The organism is Chromobacterium alkanivorans (assembly GCF_016937655.1).
Classification (GTDB): Bacteria; Pseudomonadota; Gammaproteobacteria; order Burkholderiales; family Chromobacteriaceae; genus Chromobacterium; species Chromobacterium alkanivorans.
This window is the reverse complement of the sequence record NZ_JAFHKL010000005.1, coordinates 97,633-114,621: the sequence shown is the minus strand read 5'-3', so window position 1 is coordinate 114,621 and position 16,989 is coordinate 97,633. Positions and strand designations below refer to the sequence as shown.

Annotated in this window: 18 protein-coding genes; 10 read left to right on the top strand and 8 right to left on the bottom strand. The window is 64.0% G+C overall.

Annotated elements, in window-relative coordinates; genetic code table 11:
* Positions 1-279: 279 nt before the first annotated feature.
* Positions 280-1,368 (top strand): polyamine ABC transporter substrate-binding protein, encoded by a 1,089-nt coding sequence (locus JW897_RS10545; RefSeq protein WP_048414808.1) that lies wholly within the window; start codon positions 280-282, stop codon positions 1,366-1,368.
* Positions 1,369-1,444: 76 nt separating this feature from the next.
* Here JW897_RS10545 and acnA read toward each other — a convergent pair whose 3' ends face one another.
* Positions 1,445-4,117, bottom strand: coding sequence for an aconitate hydratase AcnA (gene acnA, locus JW897_RS10540; protein WP_205466044.1), 2,673 nt, complete (start codon positions 4,115-4,117; stop codon positions 1,445-1,447).
* 180 nt (positions 4,118-4,297) lie between these two features.
* Here acnA and fumC point away from each other — a divergent pair, with 180 nt between their 5' ends.
* On the top strand, positions 4,298-5,677 hold the full coding sequence (gene fumC, locus JW897_RS10535) for a class II fumarate hydratase (RefSeq protein ID WP_048414810.1): 1,380 nt from the start codon (positions 4,298-4,300) through the stop codon (positions 5,675-5,677).
* Between the two features lie 276 nt (positions 5,678-5,953).
* On the opposite strand, the gene JW897_RS10530 is transcribed toward fumC, so the two are convergent.
* Positions 5,954-6,643: an SOS response-associated peptidase gene (locus tag JW897_RS10530; protein WP_205466043.1), complete on the bottom strand. Its 690-nt coding sequence runs from the start codon at positions 6,641-6,643 to the stop codon at positions 5,954-5,956.
* Between the two features lie 227 nt (positions 6,644-6,870).
* On the opposite strand from JW897_RS10530, the gene JW897_RS10525 reads away from it, so the two are divergent.
* The 5 genes from JW897_RS10525 to JW897_RS10505 all read left to right on the top strand — a co-directional run bounded on the left by JW897_RS10525 (position 6,871) and on the right by JW897_RS10505 (position 9,459).
* Positions 6,871-7,395 (top strand): P-loop nucleotide/nucleoside kinase family protein, encoded by a 525-nt coding sequence (locus JW897_RS10525; RefSeq protein ID WP_205466042.1) that lies wholly within the window; start codon positions 6,871-6,873, stop codon positions 7,393-7,395.
* A 172-nt stretch (positions 7,396-7,567) separates the two neighbouring features.
* Entirely contained in the window at positions 7,568-8,023 is a 456-nt protein-coding gene (locus JW897_RS10520; protein ID WP_205466041.1) for a hypothetical protein, read from the top strand.
* 238 nt (positions 8,024-8,261) lie between these two features.
* Positions 8,262-8,516, top strand: a complete 255-nt coding sequence (locus JW897_RS10515; RefSeq protein ID WP_048414814.1) for a hypothetical protein — start codon at positions 8,262-8,264, stop codon at positions 8,514-8,516.
* A gap of 228 nt (positions 8,517-8,744) precedes the next feature.
* On the top strand, positions 8,745-8,900 hold the full coding sequence (locus tag JW897_RS10510) for a DUF5993 family protein (RefSeq protein WP_158274275.1): 156 nt from the start codon (positions 8,745-8,747) through the stop codon (positions 8,898-8,900).
* A gap of 10 nt (positions 8,901-8,910) precedes the next feature.
* Positions 8,911-9,459 (top strand): disulfide bond formation protein B, encoded by a 549-nt coding sequence (locus JW897_RS10505; protein ID WP_048414815.1) that lies wholly within the window; start codon positions 8,911-8,913, stop codon positions 9,457-9,459.
* An 18-nt stretch (positions 9,460-9,477) separates the two neighbouring features.
* On the opposite strand, the gene JW897_RS10500 is transcribed toward JW897_RS10505, so the two are convergent.
* Complete coding sequence (locus tag JW897_RS10500; protein WP_205466040.1) at positions 9,478-10,386, bottom strand: DMT family transporter; 909 nt, start codon at positions 10,384-10,386, stop codon at positions 9,478-9,480.
* Positions 10,387-10,521: 135 nt separating this feature from the next.
* Between JW897_RS10500 and JW897_RS10495 the strand changes: the two genes are divergently transcribed.
* Positions 10,522-11,415 carry a LysR substrate-binding domain-containing protein gene (locus JW897_RS10495; RefSeq protein ID WP_205466039.1) on the top strand — a complete coding sequence of 298 codons (894 nt, stop codon included), beginning with the start codon at positions 10,522-10,524 and terminating at the stop codon, positions 11,413-11,415.
* 18 nt (positions 11,416-11,433) lie between these two features.
* On the opposite strand, the gene JW897_RS10490 is transcribed toward JW897_RS10495, so the two are convergent.
* The 4 genes from JW897_RS10490 to JW897_RS10475 all read right to left on the bottom strand — a co-directional run bounded on the left by JW897_RS10490 (position 11,434) and on the right by JW897_RS10475 (position 14,722).
* Positions 11,434-11,709 (bottom strand): hypothetical protein, encoded by a 276-nt coding sequence (locus JW897_RS10490; protein ID WP_048414818.1) that lies wholly within the window; start codon positions 11,707-11,709, stop codon positions 11,434-11,436.
* A 318-nt stretch (positions 11,710-12,027) separates the two neighbouring features.
* Positions 12,028-12,711 carry a helix-turn-helix transcriptional regulator gene (locus tag JW897_RS10485; protein WP_205466038.1) on the bottom strand — a complete coding sequence of 228 codons (684 nt, stop codon included), beginning with the start codon at positions 12,709-12,711 and terminating at the stop codon, positions 12,028-12,030.
* The gene (locus tag JW897_RS10480) at positions 12,708-13,709 is read right to left on the bottom strand and encodes a threonine ammonia-lyase (protein ID WP_205466037.1); all 1,002 of its coding nucleotides are present in this window, start codon (positions 13,707-13,709) and stop codon (positions 12,708-12,710) included. Before JW897_RS10480 ends, JW897_RS10485 begins: the two co-directional genes overlap by 4 nt.
* Positions 13,706-14,722 (bottom strand): ornithine cyclodeaminase family protein, encoded by a 1,017-nt coding sequence (locus tag JW897_RS10475; RefSeq protein WP_205466036.1) that lies wholly within the window; start codon positions 14,720-14,722, stop codon positions 13,706-13,708. Before JW897_RS10475 ends, JW897_RS10480 begins: the two co-directional genes overlap by 4 nt.
* 401 nt (positions 14,723-15,123) lie before the next feature.
* Here JW897_RS10475 and JW897_RS10470 point away from each other — a divergent pair, with 401 nt between their 5' ends.
* Both JW897_RS10470 and JW897_RS10465 read left to right on the top strand, forming a co-directional pair.
* Positions 15,124-15,600 (top strand): MarR family winged helix-turn-helix transcriptional regulator, encoded by a 477-nt coding sequence (locus JW897_RS10470; RefSeq protein ID WP_205466035.1) that lies wholly within the window; start codon positions 15,124-15,126, stop codon positions 15,598-15,600.
* Positions 15,597-16,091 (top strand): hypothetical protein, encoded by a 495-nt coding sequence (locus tag JW897_RS10465; protein ID WP_205466034.1) that lies wholly within the window; start codon positions 15,597-15,599, stop codon positions 16,089-16,091. The genes JW897_RS10470 and JW897_RS10465 overlap by 4 nt, the downstream gene beginning before the upstream one ends.
* Before the next feature lie 145 nt (positions 16,092-16,236).
* On the opposite strand, the gene JW897_RS10460 is transcribed toward JW897_RS10465, so the two are convergent.
* Positions 16,237-16,749 carry a hypothetical protein gene (locus JW897_RS10460; RefSeq protein ID WP_205466033.1) on the bottom strand — a complete coding sequence of 171 codons (513 nt, stop codon included), beginning with the start codon at positions 16,747-16,749 and terminating at the stop codon, positions 16,237-16,239.
* Positions 16,750-16,989: the final 240 nt, after the last annotated feature.

Genomic DNA, 16,989 nt, shown 5'->3' with positions numbered 1-16,989 from the left:
TCCGCGTCGGCGCGCAAGCCCCGGCGCGAATGCGCGCATCCCGCCGTGTCCGCCGGCCGGTCCCGCTTATGGCAGGACCGCGCGCGTCAGGCGTGGTTGCATGGAGTATGCGAATAATTAACACAAAAACATCAAATGGCAAAAATAATAGACGCCACCAGCGTGGGGCGATATGCTGGCTCGGCAGGATCCGGCCCGCGCCGGCGCCTAGCGTCAGAGCCGGGCCTACCCGGCCGCACGGATCGAAAGAACCACGCAAAGAGAGAGAAGGAAGAGAACATGAATACCTGGAAGCACTGTCTGCTCGCGCTCGGCCTCGCCGGCGCCGCCCACGCCCAAGCCAATACCGTCAACGTCTACAACTGGTCCGACTACATCGCCCCCACCACGGTGCCGGCCTTCAGCAAGCAAACCGGCGTCAAGGTCAACTACAGCGTCTACGACAGCATGGAAACCCTCAACGCCAAGCTGATGACCGGCCGCTCCGGCTTCGATCTGGTGGTGCCGTCCAACAATGTGCTGGGCCTGGGCATCAAGGCCGGCCTGTTCCAGCCCTTGGACAAGAACAAGATCCCCAACTACAAGAACATAGACCCGGCATTGCTGAAGATGATGGAAGTGTCCGACCCCGGCAATAAATACGCGGTGCCGTATTTCTGGGGCGTGATCACTCTGGGCATCAATGAGGAAAAGGTGAAAAAGGCGCTGGGCGGCAAGCTGCCGGCCAATGAGTGGGACCTGTTGTTCAAGCCGGAATACGTGTCCAAGCTCAAGTCCTGCGGCGTCAGCATCCTGGATTCCCCGTCCGAATTCTTCCCGATGGCGCTGCACTACTTCGGCAAGGACCCGGGCAGCACCAAGGAAGCCGACTACCGCGCCATCATGCCGCAGCTCAACGCCATCCGCGCCAGCGTCACCCGCATCTCCTCCTCCGGCTACATCAACGACATGGCCAGCGGCGAAGTCTGCCTGGCCATGGGCTACGGCGGCGACCTCAACATCGCCAAGCGCCGCGCCGCGGACGCCAAGAACGGCGTCAAGGTAGTGCCGCTGATGCCCAAACAGGGCGTGGCCATCTGGGTGGACAGCATGGCCATCCCCAAGGACGCCAAGAACGTGGCCAACGCGCTGTCCTTCATCAACTACAGCCTGGACGCCAAAATCGCCGCGGACAACGCCAATACCGTGACCTTCGCCCCCGGCAGCCTGCCGGCGCGGCAGTTCGTCAACAAGCAGTACCTGAACGACCGCTCCATCTTCCCCAGCGCCGAAGACCTGAAAAACAGCTTCATTCAAAAGAGCGTGGGCCAGGAAACCCTGCGCATCTACGGCCGTTTTTGGCAGAACTTCAAGCTGGGCCGCAGCTGAAGCCGCCGCCCGCCGGGAATGAACAACAGCCGCTTGCAGCGGCTGTTGTTCATTGAGCCCTAGTCTCGCCTGGCGTTCAGCTCAGCAACTGGCGCAGCACATAGGGCAGGATGCCGCCGTGTTGGTAGTAGTCCACCTCCACCGGCGTGTCGATGCGCAACAGCAAGGGCAGTTCTCGCTCGCCGCCGGCGGCGTCGCGGACCAGCAGCCTTACCCGCTGCTGCGGCGCGATGCCGTCCTCCAGCCCGCGCAACTCGAAGGTTTCGTCGCCCTTGAGGCCGGCGGCGCTGTCGCCGTCCAGAAACTGCAGCGGCAACACCCCCATGCCCACCAGGTTGGAGCGGTGGATGCGCTCGAAGCTCTTGGCCACCACCGCGCGCACGCCCAGCAGGCGCGTGCCCTTGGCCGCCCAGTCGCGGCTGGAGCCGGTGCCGTACTCCTCGCCGGCGAAGATCAGCGTCGGCGTGCCGGCGCGCACATAGGCCATCGCCGCGTCGTAGATCGCCATCTGCTCGCCGTCCGGCTGCAGCAGGGTCAGGCCGCCCTCCACCGGCTTGCCGTCGGCGTCCGGCGCCAGCATCAGATTGCGGATGCGCACATTGGCGAAGGTGCCGCGCATCATCACCTCGTGATGGCCGCGCCGCGAGCCGTAGCTGTTGAAATCGCCGGGCTGAATGCCCTGCCCCTGCAGATACAGGCCGGCCGGCGAGCTGGGCTTGATCGAGCCGGCCGGGCTGATGTGGTCGGTGGTCACCGAGTCGCCGAAAATCGCCAAGGCGCGCGCGCCGCGGATGGGCGGCTGCGGCGTGGGCTGCATCGCGAAATCCTGGAAGAACGGCGGTTCGGCGATATAGCTGGACGGCTCCCAGCCGTAGACCTCGCCCGTGCTGGCGGCGATGTCGTTCCACAAGGGGTTGCCGCTGGCGAAGTCCTGGTACAGCCGGCGGTAAGTGGCCGCGTCGGTGGCTTGCAGCAAAGCCGCGCCCACCTCCTGCTGGCTGGGCCAGACATCGCGCAGATACACCGGCTTGCCGTCCACGCCGACGCCCAGCGGCTCGTGCTCCAGATCGATGTCCACCCGGCCGGCGATGGCGAAGGCCACCACCAAGGGCGGGCTCATCAGGAAGTTGGCCTTGATCGCCGGATGGATTCGCGCCTCGAAGTTGCGGTTGCCGGACAAGACCGACGCGCAGATCAAATCCTGGCCGCTGACCTCGTTCTCCAGCTGCGGCTCCAGCGGGCCGACGTTGCCGATGCAGGTGGTGCAGCCGTAGGCCGCCACGCGGAAGCCCAGTTGCTCCAGCGGCGCCAGCAAATGCGCCTTGCCCAGGTAATCGGTCACCACCCGCGAGCCGGGCGCCAGCGAAGTCTTGATGTGGCCGGCCACGCTCAGGCCGCGCGCCACCGCCTTCTGCGCCAACAGGCCGGCGGCCAGCATCACCCCCGGGTTGGAGGTGTTGGTGCAGGAGGTGATCGCCGCGATCAGCACCGAGCCGTGGCGCAGCTTGCCGCTGAAGCCGCCGGCGCCGTCCTTGCCGTAGCCGCCGGTCTTGGCCGGCTGCTGCAAGAGCTCGTTGAAGCGCTGCTTCAGCTCCGGCACCGCGATGCGGTCCTGCGGCCGGCGCGGACCGGCCACGCTGGGCGTCACCTCGGCCAGGTCCAGCTCCAGCACGCTGCTGTAGTCGATGTCGCCCTGCTGCGGCATGCCGAACATCTGCTGGGCCTGGAAGTAGCGGCGGAACGCGTCCACCTCCGCCTCGCTGCGGCCGGTGGCGGTCAGATAGGCGGCGGTCTGCTCGTCCGGCGGGAAGAAGCCCATGGTGGCGCCGTATTCCGGCGCCATGTTCGCCAGCGTGGCCCGGTCCTGCAAGGTCAGCGAGGCCGCGCCGGCGCCGTAGAACTCCACGAACTTGCCCACCACCTGCGCCTTGCGCAGCAGCTCGGTCACGGTCAGCACCAGGTCGGTGGCGGTCACTCCCTCGCGCAGCCGGCCCTTCAAATGCACGCCCACCACGTCCGGCGTCAGGAAATACACCGGCTGGCCCAGCATGCCGGCCTCGGCCTCGATGCCGCCCACGCCCCAGCCCACCACGCCCAGGCCGTTGATCATGGTGGTGTGCGAATCCGTGCCCACCAGACTGTCCGGGTAATACACCCCGCCCTTGCTCAACACCCCGCGCGCCAGATACTCCAGGTTCACCTGGTGCACGATGCCTATGCCCGGCGGCACCACCTTGAAGGTGTCGAAGGCCTGCATCCCCCATTTGATGAAACGGTAGCGCTCCGCGTTGCGGCGGAATTCCAGTTTCATGTTAAGGTCCAAAGCGTTGTTCTCGCGGAAGTGGTCGATCTGCACCGAGTGGTCCACCACCAGGTCCACCGGCACCAGCGGTTCGATGCGCTTGGGCGGCTTGCCGAAGCGCTCGGCCACCGAGCGCATCGCCGCCAGATCGCACAGCAGCGGCACCCCGGTGAAATCCTGCAGCACGATGCGCGCCACCACGAAGGGGATCTCCTCGCTGCGCGGCGCCCGCGGCTGCCAGCCGGCCAGCTGGCGCACATGCGCCTCGGCCACGCGCTGGCCGTCCAGATGACGCAGCAAAGACTCCAGCACGATGCGCAGCGACACCGGCAGCCGGCCGACATCGCCGACGCCCAGCTCCGCCAGAGCCGGCAGCGAATGAAATTGACAGGACTGGCCCGAGGCCAGGGTAAAGGAACGCAAAGTGGATTCGGAACGAAGCGACATGGTGGACTCCTGTTGAAAGCCAAGATGCAAATCAAGGGCAGAAGCGATGGGAGCGCCTTGCAAAATAGCCTGTTCGAGGCGCTCCGCCTCGTGTTCAGACTGGAAAACAGGTCAATGGTTCAGTCCTGAATTTGCATTTAGCATACAATCGAAACCTCATTCCCGTGCGAAAGGCATGCCATGACACACAGAATAGAACACGATTCCTTCGGCGACATCGAAGTCCCCGCCCACGCGCTGTGGGGCGCGCAGACCCAACGCTCGCTCGGCCACTTCGCCATTTCCAGCGAAACCATGCCGCCGGAACTGATCCTGGCGCTGGCCCAGGTCAAGCGCGCCGCCGCGCTGACCAACCGCGAGCTGGGCAAGCTGCCGGCGGACAAGGCCGACGCCGTCGTCGCCGCCGCCGACGAAGTGCTGGCCGGCAAACACCCGGACGCCTTCCCGCTGTCGGTGTGGCAGACCGGCTCCGGCACCCAGAGCAATATGAATATGAACGAGGTGCTGGCCAACCGCGCCTCGGAACTCCTGGGCGGCGAACGCGGCCCCGGCCGGCTCGTCCACCCCAACGATGACGTCAACCGCGGCCAATCGTCCAACGACATCTACCCCACCGCCATGCACGTGGCCGCCGCGCGCGCGGTGCACGACCGGCTGCTGCCGGCGCTGGGCCGGCTGCGCGCCGCGCTGGTGGACAAAGTGGCCGCCTTCGCCGACATCGTCAAGATAGGCCGCACCCATTTGCAGGACGCCACCCCGCTGACCCTGGGTCAGGAACTGTCCGGCTGGGTGGACCAGCTGGAGCAAGCCGAACACGCCGTCCGCGCGGCGCTGCCCGGCCTCTACCAGCTGGCCGTGGGCGGCACCGCCGTGGGCACCGGCCTCAACACCCACCCGGAATTCGGCCCGCGCGTGGCCGCCGAGCTGGGTCGCGCCTGCGGCCTGCCCTTCTTCAGCGCCGACAACAAGTTCGCCGCGCTGGCCGGCCACGACGCGCTGGTGCACTCCCACGGCGCGCTCAAGCAACTGGCCACCGCCTTGATCAAGATCGCCAACGACATCCGCTGGCTGGCGTCCGGCCCGCGCAGCGGCCTGGGCGAACTGCTGATCCCGGAGAACGAGCCGGGCAGCTCCATCATGCCGGGCAAGGTCAACCCCACCCAGTGCGAGGCGATGACCATGCTCTGCTGCCAGGTGCTGGGCAACGACGTGGCGCTGTCCATCGGCGCCGCCTCCGGCAATTTCGAACTGAACGTGTTCAAGCCGCTGATCGTCCACAACTTCCTGCAAAGCGCGCGGCTGCTGTCCGACGGCATGGACAGCCTCAACCATCATTGCGTGCGCGGCATGCAGGCCAACCGCCCGCGCATCGAGCAATTGCTGGAGCAATCGCTGATGCTGGTCACCGCGCTCAACCCGCACATCGGCTACGACAAGGCCGCCGCCATCGCCAAGCTTGCCCACGCCAACGGCGGCACCCTCAAGCAGGCGGCGCTGGAACTGGGTTATGTGACGGCGGAGCAGTTTGATCAGTGGGTGGATCCGAAGGCGATGATCTAACCTCTTTTTCAGTGCGCTGAACCAGGCTTGGCGCTCAGAGAGCCGCGCGTCCAAGGCGCCCCAAGCCTCTGCAGCCGACCTCCGCGCGGGTATCGCTACGCTCCACCCGCCCTACCCCTGGCCAACCGCCTCGCGTAGGGCGGGTGGAGCCGCAGGCGATACCCGCCAGCATTCGCCGTCTTCCTCGGCGACCGGTCTTAACTCCCGTTGAGGGTCTCGCCAGCTCCGGCGAAACAAGGCCTTGCGGCGGAGAAAACGGCTTTGCTCAGACGGCGCTCAGTCGAACAAACCCAAGGTGCGCGGCTGCGGCTGCGGCGCCGGCTTGGCCGCGCCCTGGCGCGGCGCCAGCGGCGCGTCCTCTGCCCGCATCTCCTCCGCCGGATACAGGCGCAGCAAGCGATACGCATCCTCCGGTCGGCGCGCCGTCAGCCAGGCCTGGTAATCCTCCGGCCGCACAATCACCAGCGAACGCTTCTCGTCCTCCGGCTTGTGGGTGCGCCGCATCAGCGCGTGCGCCTCGGCGTTCACCGTCAGCTGGGTGAAGGCGTGGCTGATCGAGCCGTCCGGCTCCGACCAGGCCCGCCACAGCCCTGCCACCGCGAACGGCGCGTCGTCGGCCAGGCCGATGCGCCAACGCACCGCGCGGCCGGTTTCGTACGAAGGCTCGAAAAAGGCGCGCATCGGCACCAGGCAACGCTGGCCGGCCCGCCACGGGTAACGGAAGTTTTTCAGCTCGGCCACGGTTTCCGAGCGCGCGTTGGTGGTGGACAGCCGCATGCCTTCCGGCTGATGGCGCTTGGGCACCAGGCCGTAATTGCCCAGCCGCAGCTCCAGGCCCTGGCGGCCGGCCGCGATGAAGGGGGCGGCGTAGTCCTGCCAGGCCTCCTCCGGCCAAACCAGCTCGCCGGGCTCCACGCCGAACAGCGGCAGTTGATCCGGGTGGGGACATAGATAATTGACGCACATCGGCGCAGTCTACCGGATATTGCGCCGGCCGGCCCGCCGCCGCGGTTTGACAAGCTCGCCCCAAGCGGCGACCATAAGCTCACTATGCGCCGCTTTGTCCCGTTCTCCAGCCAAGATTGGATTGACGCCTTTTTCTGAGGCGGGTTGGCGCGCGACCGGACGAAGCTCGACAACCCGCCCCAGCAGGCGGGTTTTTTCATATGTGCCCCTATCCCAAGGAGACTGTCATGCCAAGCAATGAACAATTCAAAGATGCGGCCAATGAGGCGACACTGCACTTGGTTTGCGGCAAGATCGCAGCGGGCAAGTCCACCTTGACCCGCCGCCTGGCCGACCAGCCTCGCACCATGCTGATCAGCGAGGACGAATGGCTGGCTAAGCTCTATCCCGGCGAAATCCGCACCATGACCGACTACGTGCGCCGCTCGCAGTCGCTGAAGGACGCGCTGGCGCCGCACGTCGCCGCCCTGTTGCGCCAGGGCCTGTCCGTGGTGCTGGACATGCCTGCCAACACCCTGGACAGCCGCCGCTGGATGCGCGAGGTGATCAACGCCAGCGGCGCCGCCCATCAGCTGCACCACCTGGAGGTCAGCGACGAGGCCTGCAAAGCGCGGCTGCGTCAGCGCAACGCCAAGGGCTCCCACCCGTTCAGCGTCAGCGAAGCGGAGTTCGACCACATCACCCGCTACTTCGTGCCGCCCAGCCCGCAGGAAGGCTTCAACGTCGTCGCCCATCGCAGCGCGGAAGACTGAGCCGCCCCGCCTCAGCGAAAAACGCCGGCCCGCCGGCGTTTTTTCTTGCCCTCGCATGAAAGCGCCGGCTTCCGGCGCGGCCCTTCCCTCCCTGGCATGGCCTATTGGATATAAAAATTGATAACCATGTGACAGCTTACCAGCCGGATATATTTAGGCTTGAATAGCGGGCATGAACACCACCGAAATCCGCCGCCATAAACTGGGCTTGTTGATCGAACGCGATTTTGACGGAACCGTTTCCCGACTCGCGGAGCTGATCGATCGTCGCCCTCCGCAAATCTACCGCCTGTTCTCCGACGCCCCCAGCGGCCGCGGCATGGGAGAAAACCTGGCCCGCCACATCGAAACCCGCCTGAATCTGCCCCGTTACTGGCTGGATCAGGAGGGCGACATCGACGCCCTGCCGCCGCTGCGCGACCGGGTGGCGGAGTTTGAAGCCTCGCTGTCGGAACGCGCCTTGCTGCAGTTGCTGATAGACGATCTGCACCGCGGCGTGCGCGGACAGACGCTGAGCCGCAAAGCGCTGATCAGCCTGCGCGGCATGGTGGAAGCGCTGGCCCAGGAGCGGCGGCCCATCCTGGACGCCCCACCGCCGGACCTCTGGGCGGACGACGCCGCGGAGTGAGCCGCCAAGCGGCGTTGGCCGATACGCAACACCCCGCCTCCAATAACCTTATGGTTATTGTTGCTTAATATCTTTATTGATAGGCTATGCCAGTCGCTTTTTGACGCATGGAGACTGGCATGACCTTAGCGCCGCCTTGCCCCCGATTTACCCAGCACGGCGGCCACGCCGCCGCGAAAAACCCACGCCCACGCATCCCCGCCCTGTGTCCCAACGATTGAACCTCACCGGAGCCCGCATGCCGCTCAACGTCAAGCCGGACGACACCGTCGCGGCCTGCGCCATCGCCATGGACGCGCTGCAATCGCTGAGCTCGCTGATGCACGCGATCGAACGCCTCAACGAAACGCCGGACCCGCAGGCGCGCAGCCATATCGCCGAACTCTGCCGGCTGGCGGTGGAAATGGCGCAAGACGCTCACAATGAGCTGGACCTGATCCGCGAACAGGCCGAAACGCGCACCCGCCGCCCCCGTCAGAAAACGCCGGGCTAGGCGCCGACGCCTCGCGCCGGCTGGCCCCTTCGTCCGTCCCTCCGCCCCACTCCGGGGAGCATTTGCTTAGCCAGTTTGAATAGCCACACAATGCGCCGAGGCGCCTGGCCGCCGCTTTACTGCGCCTTACCCTGTTTCGCCGGCATTAAGCGAATGCTAATATTCAATCGCCACAAGCCGTCGGCATCCGCCGCCGGCCCATCGCCACCACCAAGAAGGACACCACCGATGGATACCCTGTTGTTTCTGCTGCTAGCCGCTTCCCTGCTGGCCCTGATCCTGCGCAAGCGCCAATGGGCCTACGCCTGCTGGGGCCTGGCCTTCGCGCTCACCCTGTACTGGTTCAAATTCCACGCCACCAGCAGCCTGCCCATTTCCCTGTGAGGAGCCAGACATGACGCAAAACCTCACCGACAAGCTGAACCTGCTGGGCCTGCTGCTGATCAACCTGATGTTGCTGGTCGCCTTCTACTTCCAGTTCGCCCAGCATGAACTGCCCTGCCCGCTCTGCCTGCTGCAACGCGTGGCCTTGTGCGCCATCGCCGTGGCGCTGGCCGCCAACGTGCTGCTGGGCGACAAGCCCGGCCATTACGGCATGATGCTGCTGGCCGCCGGCGCCGGTTTCGCCGTGGCCGGCCGCCAAGTGCTGCTGCACATCGCCCCCGGCGACGCCGGCTTCGGCCCGCCCATCCTGGGCCTGCACTTCTACACCTGGGCCGCGATCGCCTTCTTCGCCGTCTTCATCGGCTGCGGACTGCTGCTGATGCTGTGCCAACGCGAACACAGCTTCGATCGTCAACCCCCGGCGCAGCTGGGCCGGCTGGCCAAGGCCGGCGTCGCCCTGACCATGTTGCTGCTGCTGGGCAACGCCCTGTCCGTGTTCCTGGAATGCGGGCTGGCGGCCTGCGGAGAAAGCCCGATCAGCTATCTGCTGCTCAATTAAGCCCGCGCCGCGCCGCCGCTAGATCGACCAATCCTCATCCGGCGCGGCGGCGCGCGCCGTCGGCGCTTCCGGCCGCAGCACCAGCCACAGCGCCAGCGCGATCAAGGCGCCGCCCAGCGCCTGGGACAAGGTCGCCGTCTCGCCCAGCGCCAGCCAGCTCCAGAAAATGCCGAAGGGCGGGATCAGAAAGGTCACCGTCAGCGCCTTCAGCGGGCCGACGTCCGCGATCAAGCGGAAGTACAGCACATAGGCCAGCGACGTGCACAACAGGCCCAGCGCCAGCATCGCCAGCCACACCTCCGCTCCCGCCGCCGGCCAACTCAGCGGCTGCGCGCTCGCCTGCCACGCCATGAACGGCAACAACAGCAACACCGCGCCCAGCTGGCTACCCAAGGCCACCACGCGGCTGTCCAGGCCGCCGCGGTCCGCGATCCAGCGCTTGGTCAGAAAACCGGCCAGGCCGTAACAGGCGGTGGCCGCCAGGCAGGCCGCCACGCCCCACAAGGCTTCCGGCCCCGCCGCCGGCCCCGTCCGCGTCAGCACCGCCACGCCGGCCAGGCCGATCAACACCCCGGCCAGCTTGTTGGCGGTGACACGCTCGCCAAACGCCGCCGCCCCGATCAACACCCCCATCAAGGGCGTGCTGGCGTTCAGAATCGCGCTATAGCCGGCCGGCAACACCCGGGCCGCCAGTGCGAACAGCAGAAAGGGCAAGCCGGAATTGACCACCCCCAGCAACAAGGTGGCGGCCAACTTTCCCTTGAAGGACAGCCCCACCCGCAACAAGGCGATCAGCCCCAGCAGACCCGCCGCTCCCAGCGCCACCCGGCCAAACGCCGTCGGCAGCGCGCCCAACGCCGGCGCGGCGATGCGCATGAACAAAAAGCTGCCGCCCCACAAGGCCGCCAGCAACAGTAAGCGACCCAAGCTCGCCATCCCCATGATGTCTCTCCCTTCGCCTTGAATTTAACTTTGCTAAACCAGATACTGAAATCATCAGCCGCCAATGCAGTACAAACAAACGATTTTTCCTGCCAAATGCTTTAGAAAAACTAAATCGACATGCCCAAACCGCCGTTGGACACCCTCCGCTTCTTCGAAGCCGTCGCGCGACGGCTCAGCGTCAAGCTCGCCGCCGAAGAACTGCACGTCACCCCCGGCGCCGTCTCCCAGCAACTGCGCAAGCTCGAAAGCTTCCTCGGCCAGCCCCTGTTCGAGCGCCGCGCGCGCGGCCTGGAACTCAACGCCGCCGGCCGCGACTATCTGGACGCCTGCCGGCAAGCGCTGGAGCTGATAGACCACGCCACCGCGCGGCTGACCGACGCCCGCCGCGTGATCCTGCTCAGCTGCACCCCGTCGTTTGGCGCGCAATGGCTGCTGCCGCGGCTGCAGGGCTTCATGCGCGAGCATCCGCGCATCGACGTCCACGTCAGCACCGGCAACCGCGTGGTCGACCTCGCTGCCGAGAACATCCACTTCGCCGTGCGCCACGGCCTGGGCGACTACCCCGGCCTCAGCGCCTGCAAGCTGCTGGACGACGAACTGACGCCGGTGTGCGCGCCCGCGCTGCCGGCGCGGCTGGACGCGCTCAGCGGCGAACAACTGCTGCACGACGAACACCGCGAGGACTGGCGGCTGTGGAGCCGAGCCGCCGGCCTGGACCGGCTGGACTGCGAACAAGGCGTGGTCTGCGTGGACTCCAACGCCGCCATCGAAGCCGCGCTGGCCGGCCGCGGCTACGCGCTGGCGCGGCGCTCGCTGCTACAGGCGGAGCTGGCCGCCGGCCGGCTGCGCGAACTGCCGGCGCCACGGCTGCGCAGCGCCCTCGCTTATTACCTGATACACCGTCCGGACCTCCTGCGCGACCCGGAAATGGGCGTCTTCAAACAATGGCTGCTGGAACAAGCCGCAGCGGCCCAAAACAAAAGCCCGCCGGGCGGCGGGCTAGATGCGTAACAGCGTCTTGCTAAGGGCTTACAGACGCAGGTTCTCGATGCGGGTCACATGCGGCGGCTTGCCTCCCAGCGGCTGGAAGATGTACACCGCCACCAAGTGCGGCTGCGCGCCGGGATAGACCACTTCCGCGCTGGCCAGGAAGATGAAGTTCTCCCCCGCCACCACCTGCGTGGACACCGCCAGCGGCACGTATTTCACGCCCAGCAAACCTTCCGTGGCCTGATGAAACACCTTGCGGTCCTGCTCGTTCAGCGGCCGGAATCCGGACCAACCACCCAGCAATTGTTCAGACATGGTTCATGCTCCCATAACGGTTATCCAACACAGGAAACAACACGGAGCAAGCTCTGCCCGCCCCGCCCATAGCTGGTATAGCAAGCGCCTTCGCACCGAGGCAAGACGCTAGTTATTACTACGTACTTGACATTTCAAATATAATTACCATTTGTCATTTTTATATTGCCAAACAGACTTTGAGCGAGCTCTCGGGCGTCGTCGGCCAAACCACAGACCCATGAAAAAGCCCCACACGGGGGCTGTCTACCTATCAGCACATATCTCAATGCCTGAGCTAACACACGTTGACAAACACTGAGCGCAAACCGATCTGTCTTAATCTAGCTTTGTTGCTCCTCTTTCAGGTTCAAGGTCTGTTTTCTCCGCATCACGCCGGATCGTCTTCAAATGCTTGTAGAGCGCCGCACGCGAAATGCCCAGTTTCTCCGCGACAACTGACGGCGCGTTGCGTACATTGAGCAAGCCTCCGGTCTCCAGCCGGCGGATGAACTGCATTCTTTGCTCGGCATCCATGGTTTTGATGGGCCGACCAAGACTTGACTCCTGCTCCTCAACGGCCCGGTCCAACGCTTGATGCCAGTTGTCATGGAAAAACGGGGCGTGCGGCTCAAGCGAGCCGGGCAGAAATGCCAGGATCTTAATCTGGTCCGCAATATTCTCGAGCTGCGAGACGTCGAAGTTGAGACACATGACGGCGACAGGCTTGCCCTTGGCATCGCGTATTACCGCCGACATAGACCGCAGGTTGCGACCATCGCGATTCACCTTCCGATATGGCCCGATCACGTCTGCGTCCAATTCCGCCTTTGGGAATTGATCACCGAGAGACGAGTCGCCAATTTTCCGCTTCGAGATTGGATTGGCAATGAAGGCAATTCTTTCGGTCTTGAGATCGTGGATCACGACTTCCAGTTGCGGATGAAACAATCCACTGATTGCCGTGGCGATTGGGTAATAGGATCTCAAGCGATTGTCGACGTCGGCATCGTTCCTGCTCATCTTTTCACCTCGAAGGAATCTGGAATCGGAGCCGCAATGGACGCCAGCGTCGACAGATCCAGGTTGCCTCCCGTCACCATAATGACCGCCGTTTGGCCTCGAACAAGTTCCGGCCGCGACAATGCAAGCGCCAAGGCGGCTGCGCCGCCTGGTTCGACGACCAGCTTGAGGTCCTGAAGCGCAACGCGCATTGCCTCACGAATCTCATCATCGCTTACCGTATAACCGGGGCCCAGGAGGCGCTTGTTGATCTCAAATGGGATTTCGCCCGGTTTGATAGTCATCAGCGCGTCGCATATCGAAGCCGCCGCCGGATTGTTGGGCACTAATCGTCCTGCGGCTAGCGAACGGCCCATGTCGTCATAGCCGACAGGCTCCACTGCGTGCATGCGGATGTCCAATCCGGAGCCTTCGGCGCTTAGCGCGCAACCTGCGATCAAGCCGCCGCCTCCCGTGCCGCACAGCAGCATCGTCGGCGTTTCACCAGCAACTTTGGCATCCCGAATGGCCTCGAGAAATGCAGTACCTTGCCCAGCGATGACGTCGGGATCATCGAAAGGCGGCACGATGACCAAGCCGTTTTGCAGGGCAAGATCCTGGCCAATTTGTTCTCGGCTCTCGGTGAGCCGGTCATACAACACGACTTTAGCCCCCCATCGTTCCGTACCAGAGATCTTTGCCCGTGGCGCATCCGAAGGCATCACGATAGTCACCGCAACTCCGAGACATTGTCCGGCATACGCCAACGCCTGGCCGTGATTGCCCGCCGACCAAGCAACGACGCCCGCTTTGCGTTCGCTTTCAGACATCATCAAAAGACGATTGAAAGCCCCTCTGACTTTGAAAGAGCCGGTGAGCTGAAGACATTCGGCCTTGATGAGAAGCCGTGCTCCAAGCCGCCGATCCAGTACCGGATTTCGAAGCAATGGCGTACGGGCGATATATGGGCTCAGCCTGGATGCCGCGGCCTCAACATCGGCAAACGTGGGTATTCTCATTTCAACACTCCCTGAATTTGATGACTGCCCGGAACCTGTTCAAGAAATCCAATCGGATCCACCAATTTCAGTTCCAAAGCTCGTTTTAGCGCCAGCGCACCTATGGCAAGGTCTTGCAAACCAATACCCGAACTGTCGAAGATCGTGATGTCATCGCGTTCGATGCGACCTTTTGCGCTTCCATCGATAACGGCGCCAAGGGTGACGATATCCTCTTGCCTTATGAGGCCTTCCTTGATGGCAGCCTCAAATTCGCCAAGCGATACGGACTGCTCAAGCAAATCGGTGAACAGCCGTGCAGAGGCGACCAGGGAAGCATCGAGTTCCTGTTTGCCGGGCGCGTCGGAACCCATTGCACTGATATGCGTGCCAGGCTGCACCCATTCGCGCGACACCAAGGGTTGCCGTGCCGCAGTGACGGTAATGACGATATCAGCAGCCTTGACCGTGCTCTCAAGATCAGACGCCGCTGCATCCTGAATGCCAAGCTCGTGCCGAACTCGCTCGGCCAATCGCTCGGCCTCCGGCATATTGCGATTCCATATCCGCACGCAATCGACCGGCCGCACCGCAATGGCGGCTTGCAGTTCAAACCACGCTTGATGACCCGCGCCGACGAGACCTACGCGGTGACTGTCTTCCCGTGCCAGATGGCGTATGGCGGCGCCATTGGCAGCAGCCGTCCTGAGCGATGTCAGATAGGTGGCGGCGATGAGAGCCTTGGGAAAACCCGTCTCGGCTTCGAGCAGGAGCGTTGACGACGCATGCGCAGGAAGTCCCGAATGGCGATTGCCGGGCCAGTAACTGCCTAGCTTTGCGCCATAGATGGCGCCATTGTCCAGCGCGCCGCATTTCACGCCGAATAGCTCGGCCATGCTCGGGCCCTTTGCCATTACCGCTGGATACGCCCTCGCTTCGCCTCGAACGAGCTGGCGGAATACATCTTCAACCACCTCGATCGCATCCAATATGCCAACAACGCGGGCCGCAATTGCTTCACTGACAAAAAACATCTGGATTTCCCTCCGGCTTCTCTACACAGCTAACTGTTTTTAATTCTAAGAAGGAGTATTCAAACTGTCAACTGTAGACTATTTGTCTAGCAATTCACTAGATGTCGCGCTGCGCACTGCGTCGCGAGCGCGCATTGCCGTCGCCCCAACCCTCATTCGTCTTAGAACCTGTTCATAATCTGCTGCGCATCGGCGATACGGCGTTGCAACCCACGTCGAAATGCTCATGTACCACATGTACATTCCGCTTTTTCAGCCGCTTCCGCCTTATCTCGCCCTTGCTCGCGAGGCTTTGAACAGGCCTTAGCTCCATCCAACAAAACGCGTTCCAAGCCATCAACGCTTGCAATTTGACAACCAGTTGTCAATAATGGCAACCGGTTGTCAAACAGGAGAAGCCCATGCCCCCAAACCAAAGCGATCGCCGTCAACGCATTACCGACCTGATGCTGCTGATCTTCCGCCTGAACGGCACCCTGCTGGAAAGAGGCGACCAGCTGGTGGCCCACCTGGGCATCAACAGCGCGCGCTGGCAGGTGCTCGGCGCGGCGGGCCTGGCCGGCGAGGCGCAAACCGCGCCGCAGATCGCCGCCCGCATGGGCATCAGCCGCCAGGGCGCGCAAAAGCAGCTGCACAAGCTGGTGGAGGAAGGCTATTTCGAAGTGCTGCCCAATCCCCAGCACGCCCGCTCCCCGCTGTACCGGCTAAGCGCCAAGGGCGAACGCACCGTGGCCGGCACCCAGCGCAGCCAGGCGCTGTGGACGGCGCAACTGGCGCAACAACTGCCGGACGCGGATTTCGAATCCGCCTGCCAAACCCTGCAACAACTGCTGCGCACGCTGGACACGCTCAGCCCCCCCATTGGAGAAGAGCCATGAACCGCACGCTCAAACTGATTCACTTCATCGCGCTGGCCCTATTCCTGGGCAGCATCCTGGCCTGGATCGTGCTGTCCGAAACCGGCCCAGCCACACCGCCGACCCTGCTGGCGCAAACTCGGTGGTACATCCATATCGGCACCTGGGCGTTGACCGTGCCCGGCCTGTGGCTGATGTTGATCAGCGGCCTGCTGCTGGGCTACCGGCGTTACGGCCCGCGCAACCGCTTCTTCCAGCTCAAGCTGGGCCTGACGCTGGTGATTCTGCTCAACGCCTCCTTTGTGGTGGCGCCGGCGGTGGATCAGGCCTACCTGCTGGCGCAAGCCGCGCTGCCCGCCAGCGCCGTGGGCGCGGACTTCCACGCAGCGACTTTGCGCGAGGCGATAGGCGGCGGGCTCAACATCCTGCTGATCGTGATCACCGCCGCCGTTGGCGTCTGGCGGCCCGGCGTTCGCGCTCGCGCGGCGGGAAGCATCCCGTCAGTTGGCTGAGGGAGGCTTGGGCATGAAGCCGTATGAGCGGCTCCGCTCACACCTGTTCTTTTTCAATAAAATGCCCCGCCAGCGTCAGCAGGCGGGGCATTTTACAATCAGCTCAAGCACGGTTTGACCCAGGCCAAGCCGCGCCCAAACCGGTTCAACGCTTACGCTTGCGCTCCAGCCAGGCCAACACGCTCAGGCTGCGGTGCAGTTGATGCACCGCCTCCACGTGGCGGTACAGGTTCAATCGCCGCCCGGCCAGACCCAACAGCACTTCCAGATAATTGAAAAAGCCCAGCCGCAGGCCGCGGCGGTGGCTGCCGTCGCTGTAATCGATGTCGCGCGCAATGCGATGCAGCAAGCCGCGCCCGATGTGCAGCTGGTTGTTTTTCAGCAATTGAGCCAGATGCGCGGCGTATTGGCGGCCCAGGAAGCAGGCTTCCTCGTAATCCTGAGTCTCCTCCGGCTGCCAGTAATGCGGATGATTGCGTCCCGGGATATAGCGGACAAAAGGCAGGCGGATTTCCTTGGTGACCAGCGCGATGAAGCGGTAACGCGAGCGTGGCAGCGCCGGCTGTTGCGGGGAGTCGATGACCTGACGGACCGGCTTAACCTTGGAATGGGATGGAGTGGATTCGATGTTGGGCATCGGACGGACTGACTTCGCCATTGCAACCTCCTTGAAAGAGAGGGCCTGGCCGACAAGCGCGGCAAGGCGGGCACATGACAAGGTTAGTCTCACCGGCATCCCAGCCCCGGCGCGCCCAAGGGCGCCCCTGCCACGGCCCGCCCAGATTTAGGCAAAGCAATAGCAACCGGACACGAAAATGCCGCTTTCGCGGCGTGTCCGCTGGGATGGATTGCAGGAGACTAATCCTGGCGCTGTTTGTGCGGCAGCGCGGGGGCCATT

Coding starts and splice junctions, on each gene's coding strand:
- JW897_RS10545 (WP_048414808.1), top strand. CDS start 280: ATGAATACCTGGAAGCACTGTCTGCTCGCGCTCGGCCTCGCCGGCGCC.
- acnA (WP_205466044.1), bottom strand. CDS start 4,117: ATGTCGCTTCGTTCCGAATCCACTTTGCGTTCCTTTACCCTGGCCTCG.
- fumC (WP_048414810.1), top strand. CDS start 4,298: ATGACACACAGAATAGAACACGATTCCTTCGGCGACATCGAAGTCCCC.
- JW897_RS10530 (WP_205466043.1), bottom strand. CDS start 6,643: ATGTGCGTCAATTATCTATGTCCCCACCCGGATCAACTGCCGCTGTTC.
- JW897_RS10525 (WP_205466042.1), top strand. CDS start 6,871: ATGCCAAGCAATGAACAATTCAAAGATGCGGCCAATGAGGCGACACTG.
- JW897_RS10520 (WP_205466041.1), top strand. CDS start 7,568: ATGAACACCACCGAAATCCGCCGCCATAAACTGGGCTTGTTGATCGAA.
- JW897_RS10515 (WP_048414814.1), top strand. CDS start 8,262: ATGCCGCTCAACGTCAAGCCGGACGACACCGTCGCGGCCTGCGCCATC.
- JW897_RS10510 (WP_158274275.1), top strand. CDS start 8,745: ATGGATACCCTGTTGTTTCTGCTGCTAGCCGCTTCCCTGCTGGCCCTG.
- JW897_RS10505 (WP_048414815.1), top strand. CDS start 8,911: ATGACGCAAAACCTCACCGACAAGCTGAACCTGCTGGGCCTGCTGCTG.
- JW897_RS10495 (WP_205466039.1), top strand. CDS start 10,522: ATGCCCAAACCGCCGTTGGACACCCTCCGCTTCTTCGAAGCCGTCGCG.
- JW897_RS10490 (WP_048414818.1), bottom strand. CDS start 11,709: ATGTCTGAACAATTGCTGGGTGGTTGGTCCGGATTCCGGCCGCTGAAC.
- JW897_RS10485 (WP_205466038.1), bottom strand. CDS start 12,711: ATGAGCAGGAACGATGCCGACGTCGACAATCGCTTGAGATCCTATTAC.
- JW897_RS10480 (WP_205466037.1), bottom strand. CDS start 13,709: ATGAGAATACCCACGTTTGCCGATGTTGAGGCCGCGGCATCCAGGCTG.
- JW897_RS10475 (WP_205466036.1), bottom strand. CDS start 14,722: ATGTTTTTTGTCAGTGAAGCAATTGCGGCCCGCGTTGTTGGCATATTG.
- JW897_RS10470 (WP_205466035.1), top strand. CDS start 15,124: ATGCCCCCAAACCAAAGCGATCGCCGTCAACGCATTACCGACCTGATG.
- JW897_RS10465 (WP_205466034.1), top strand. CDS start 15,597: ATGAACCGCACGCTCAAACTGATTCACTTCATCGCGCTGGCCCTATTC.
- JW897_RS10460 (WP_205466033.1), bottom strand. CDS start 16,749: ATGGCGAAGTCAGTCCGTCCGATGCCCAACATCGAATCCACTCCATCC.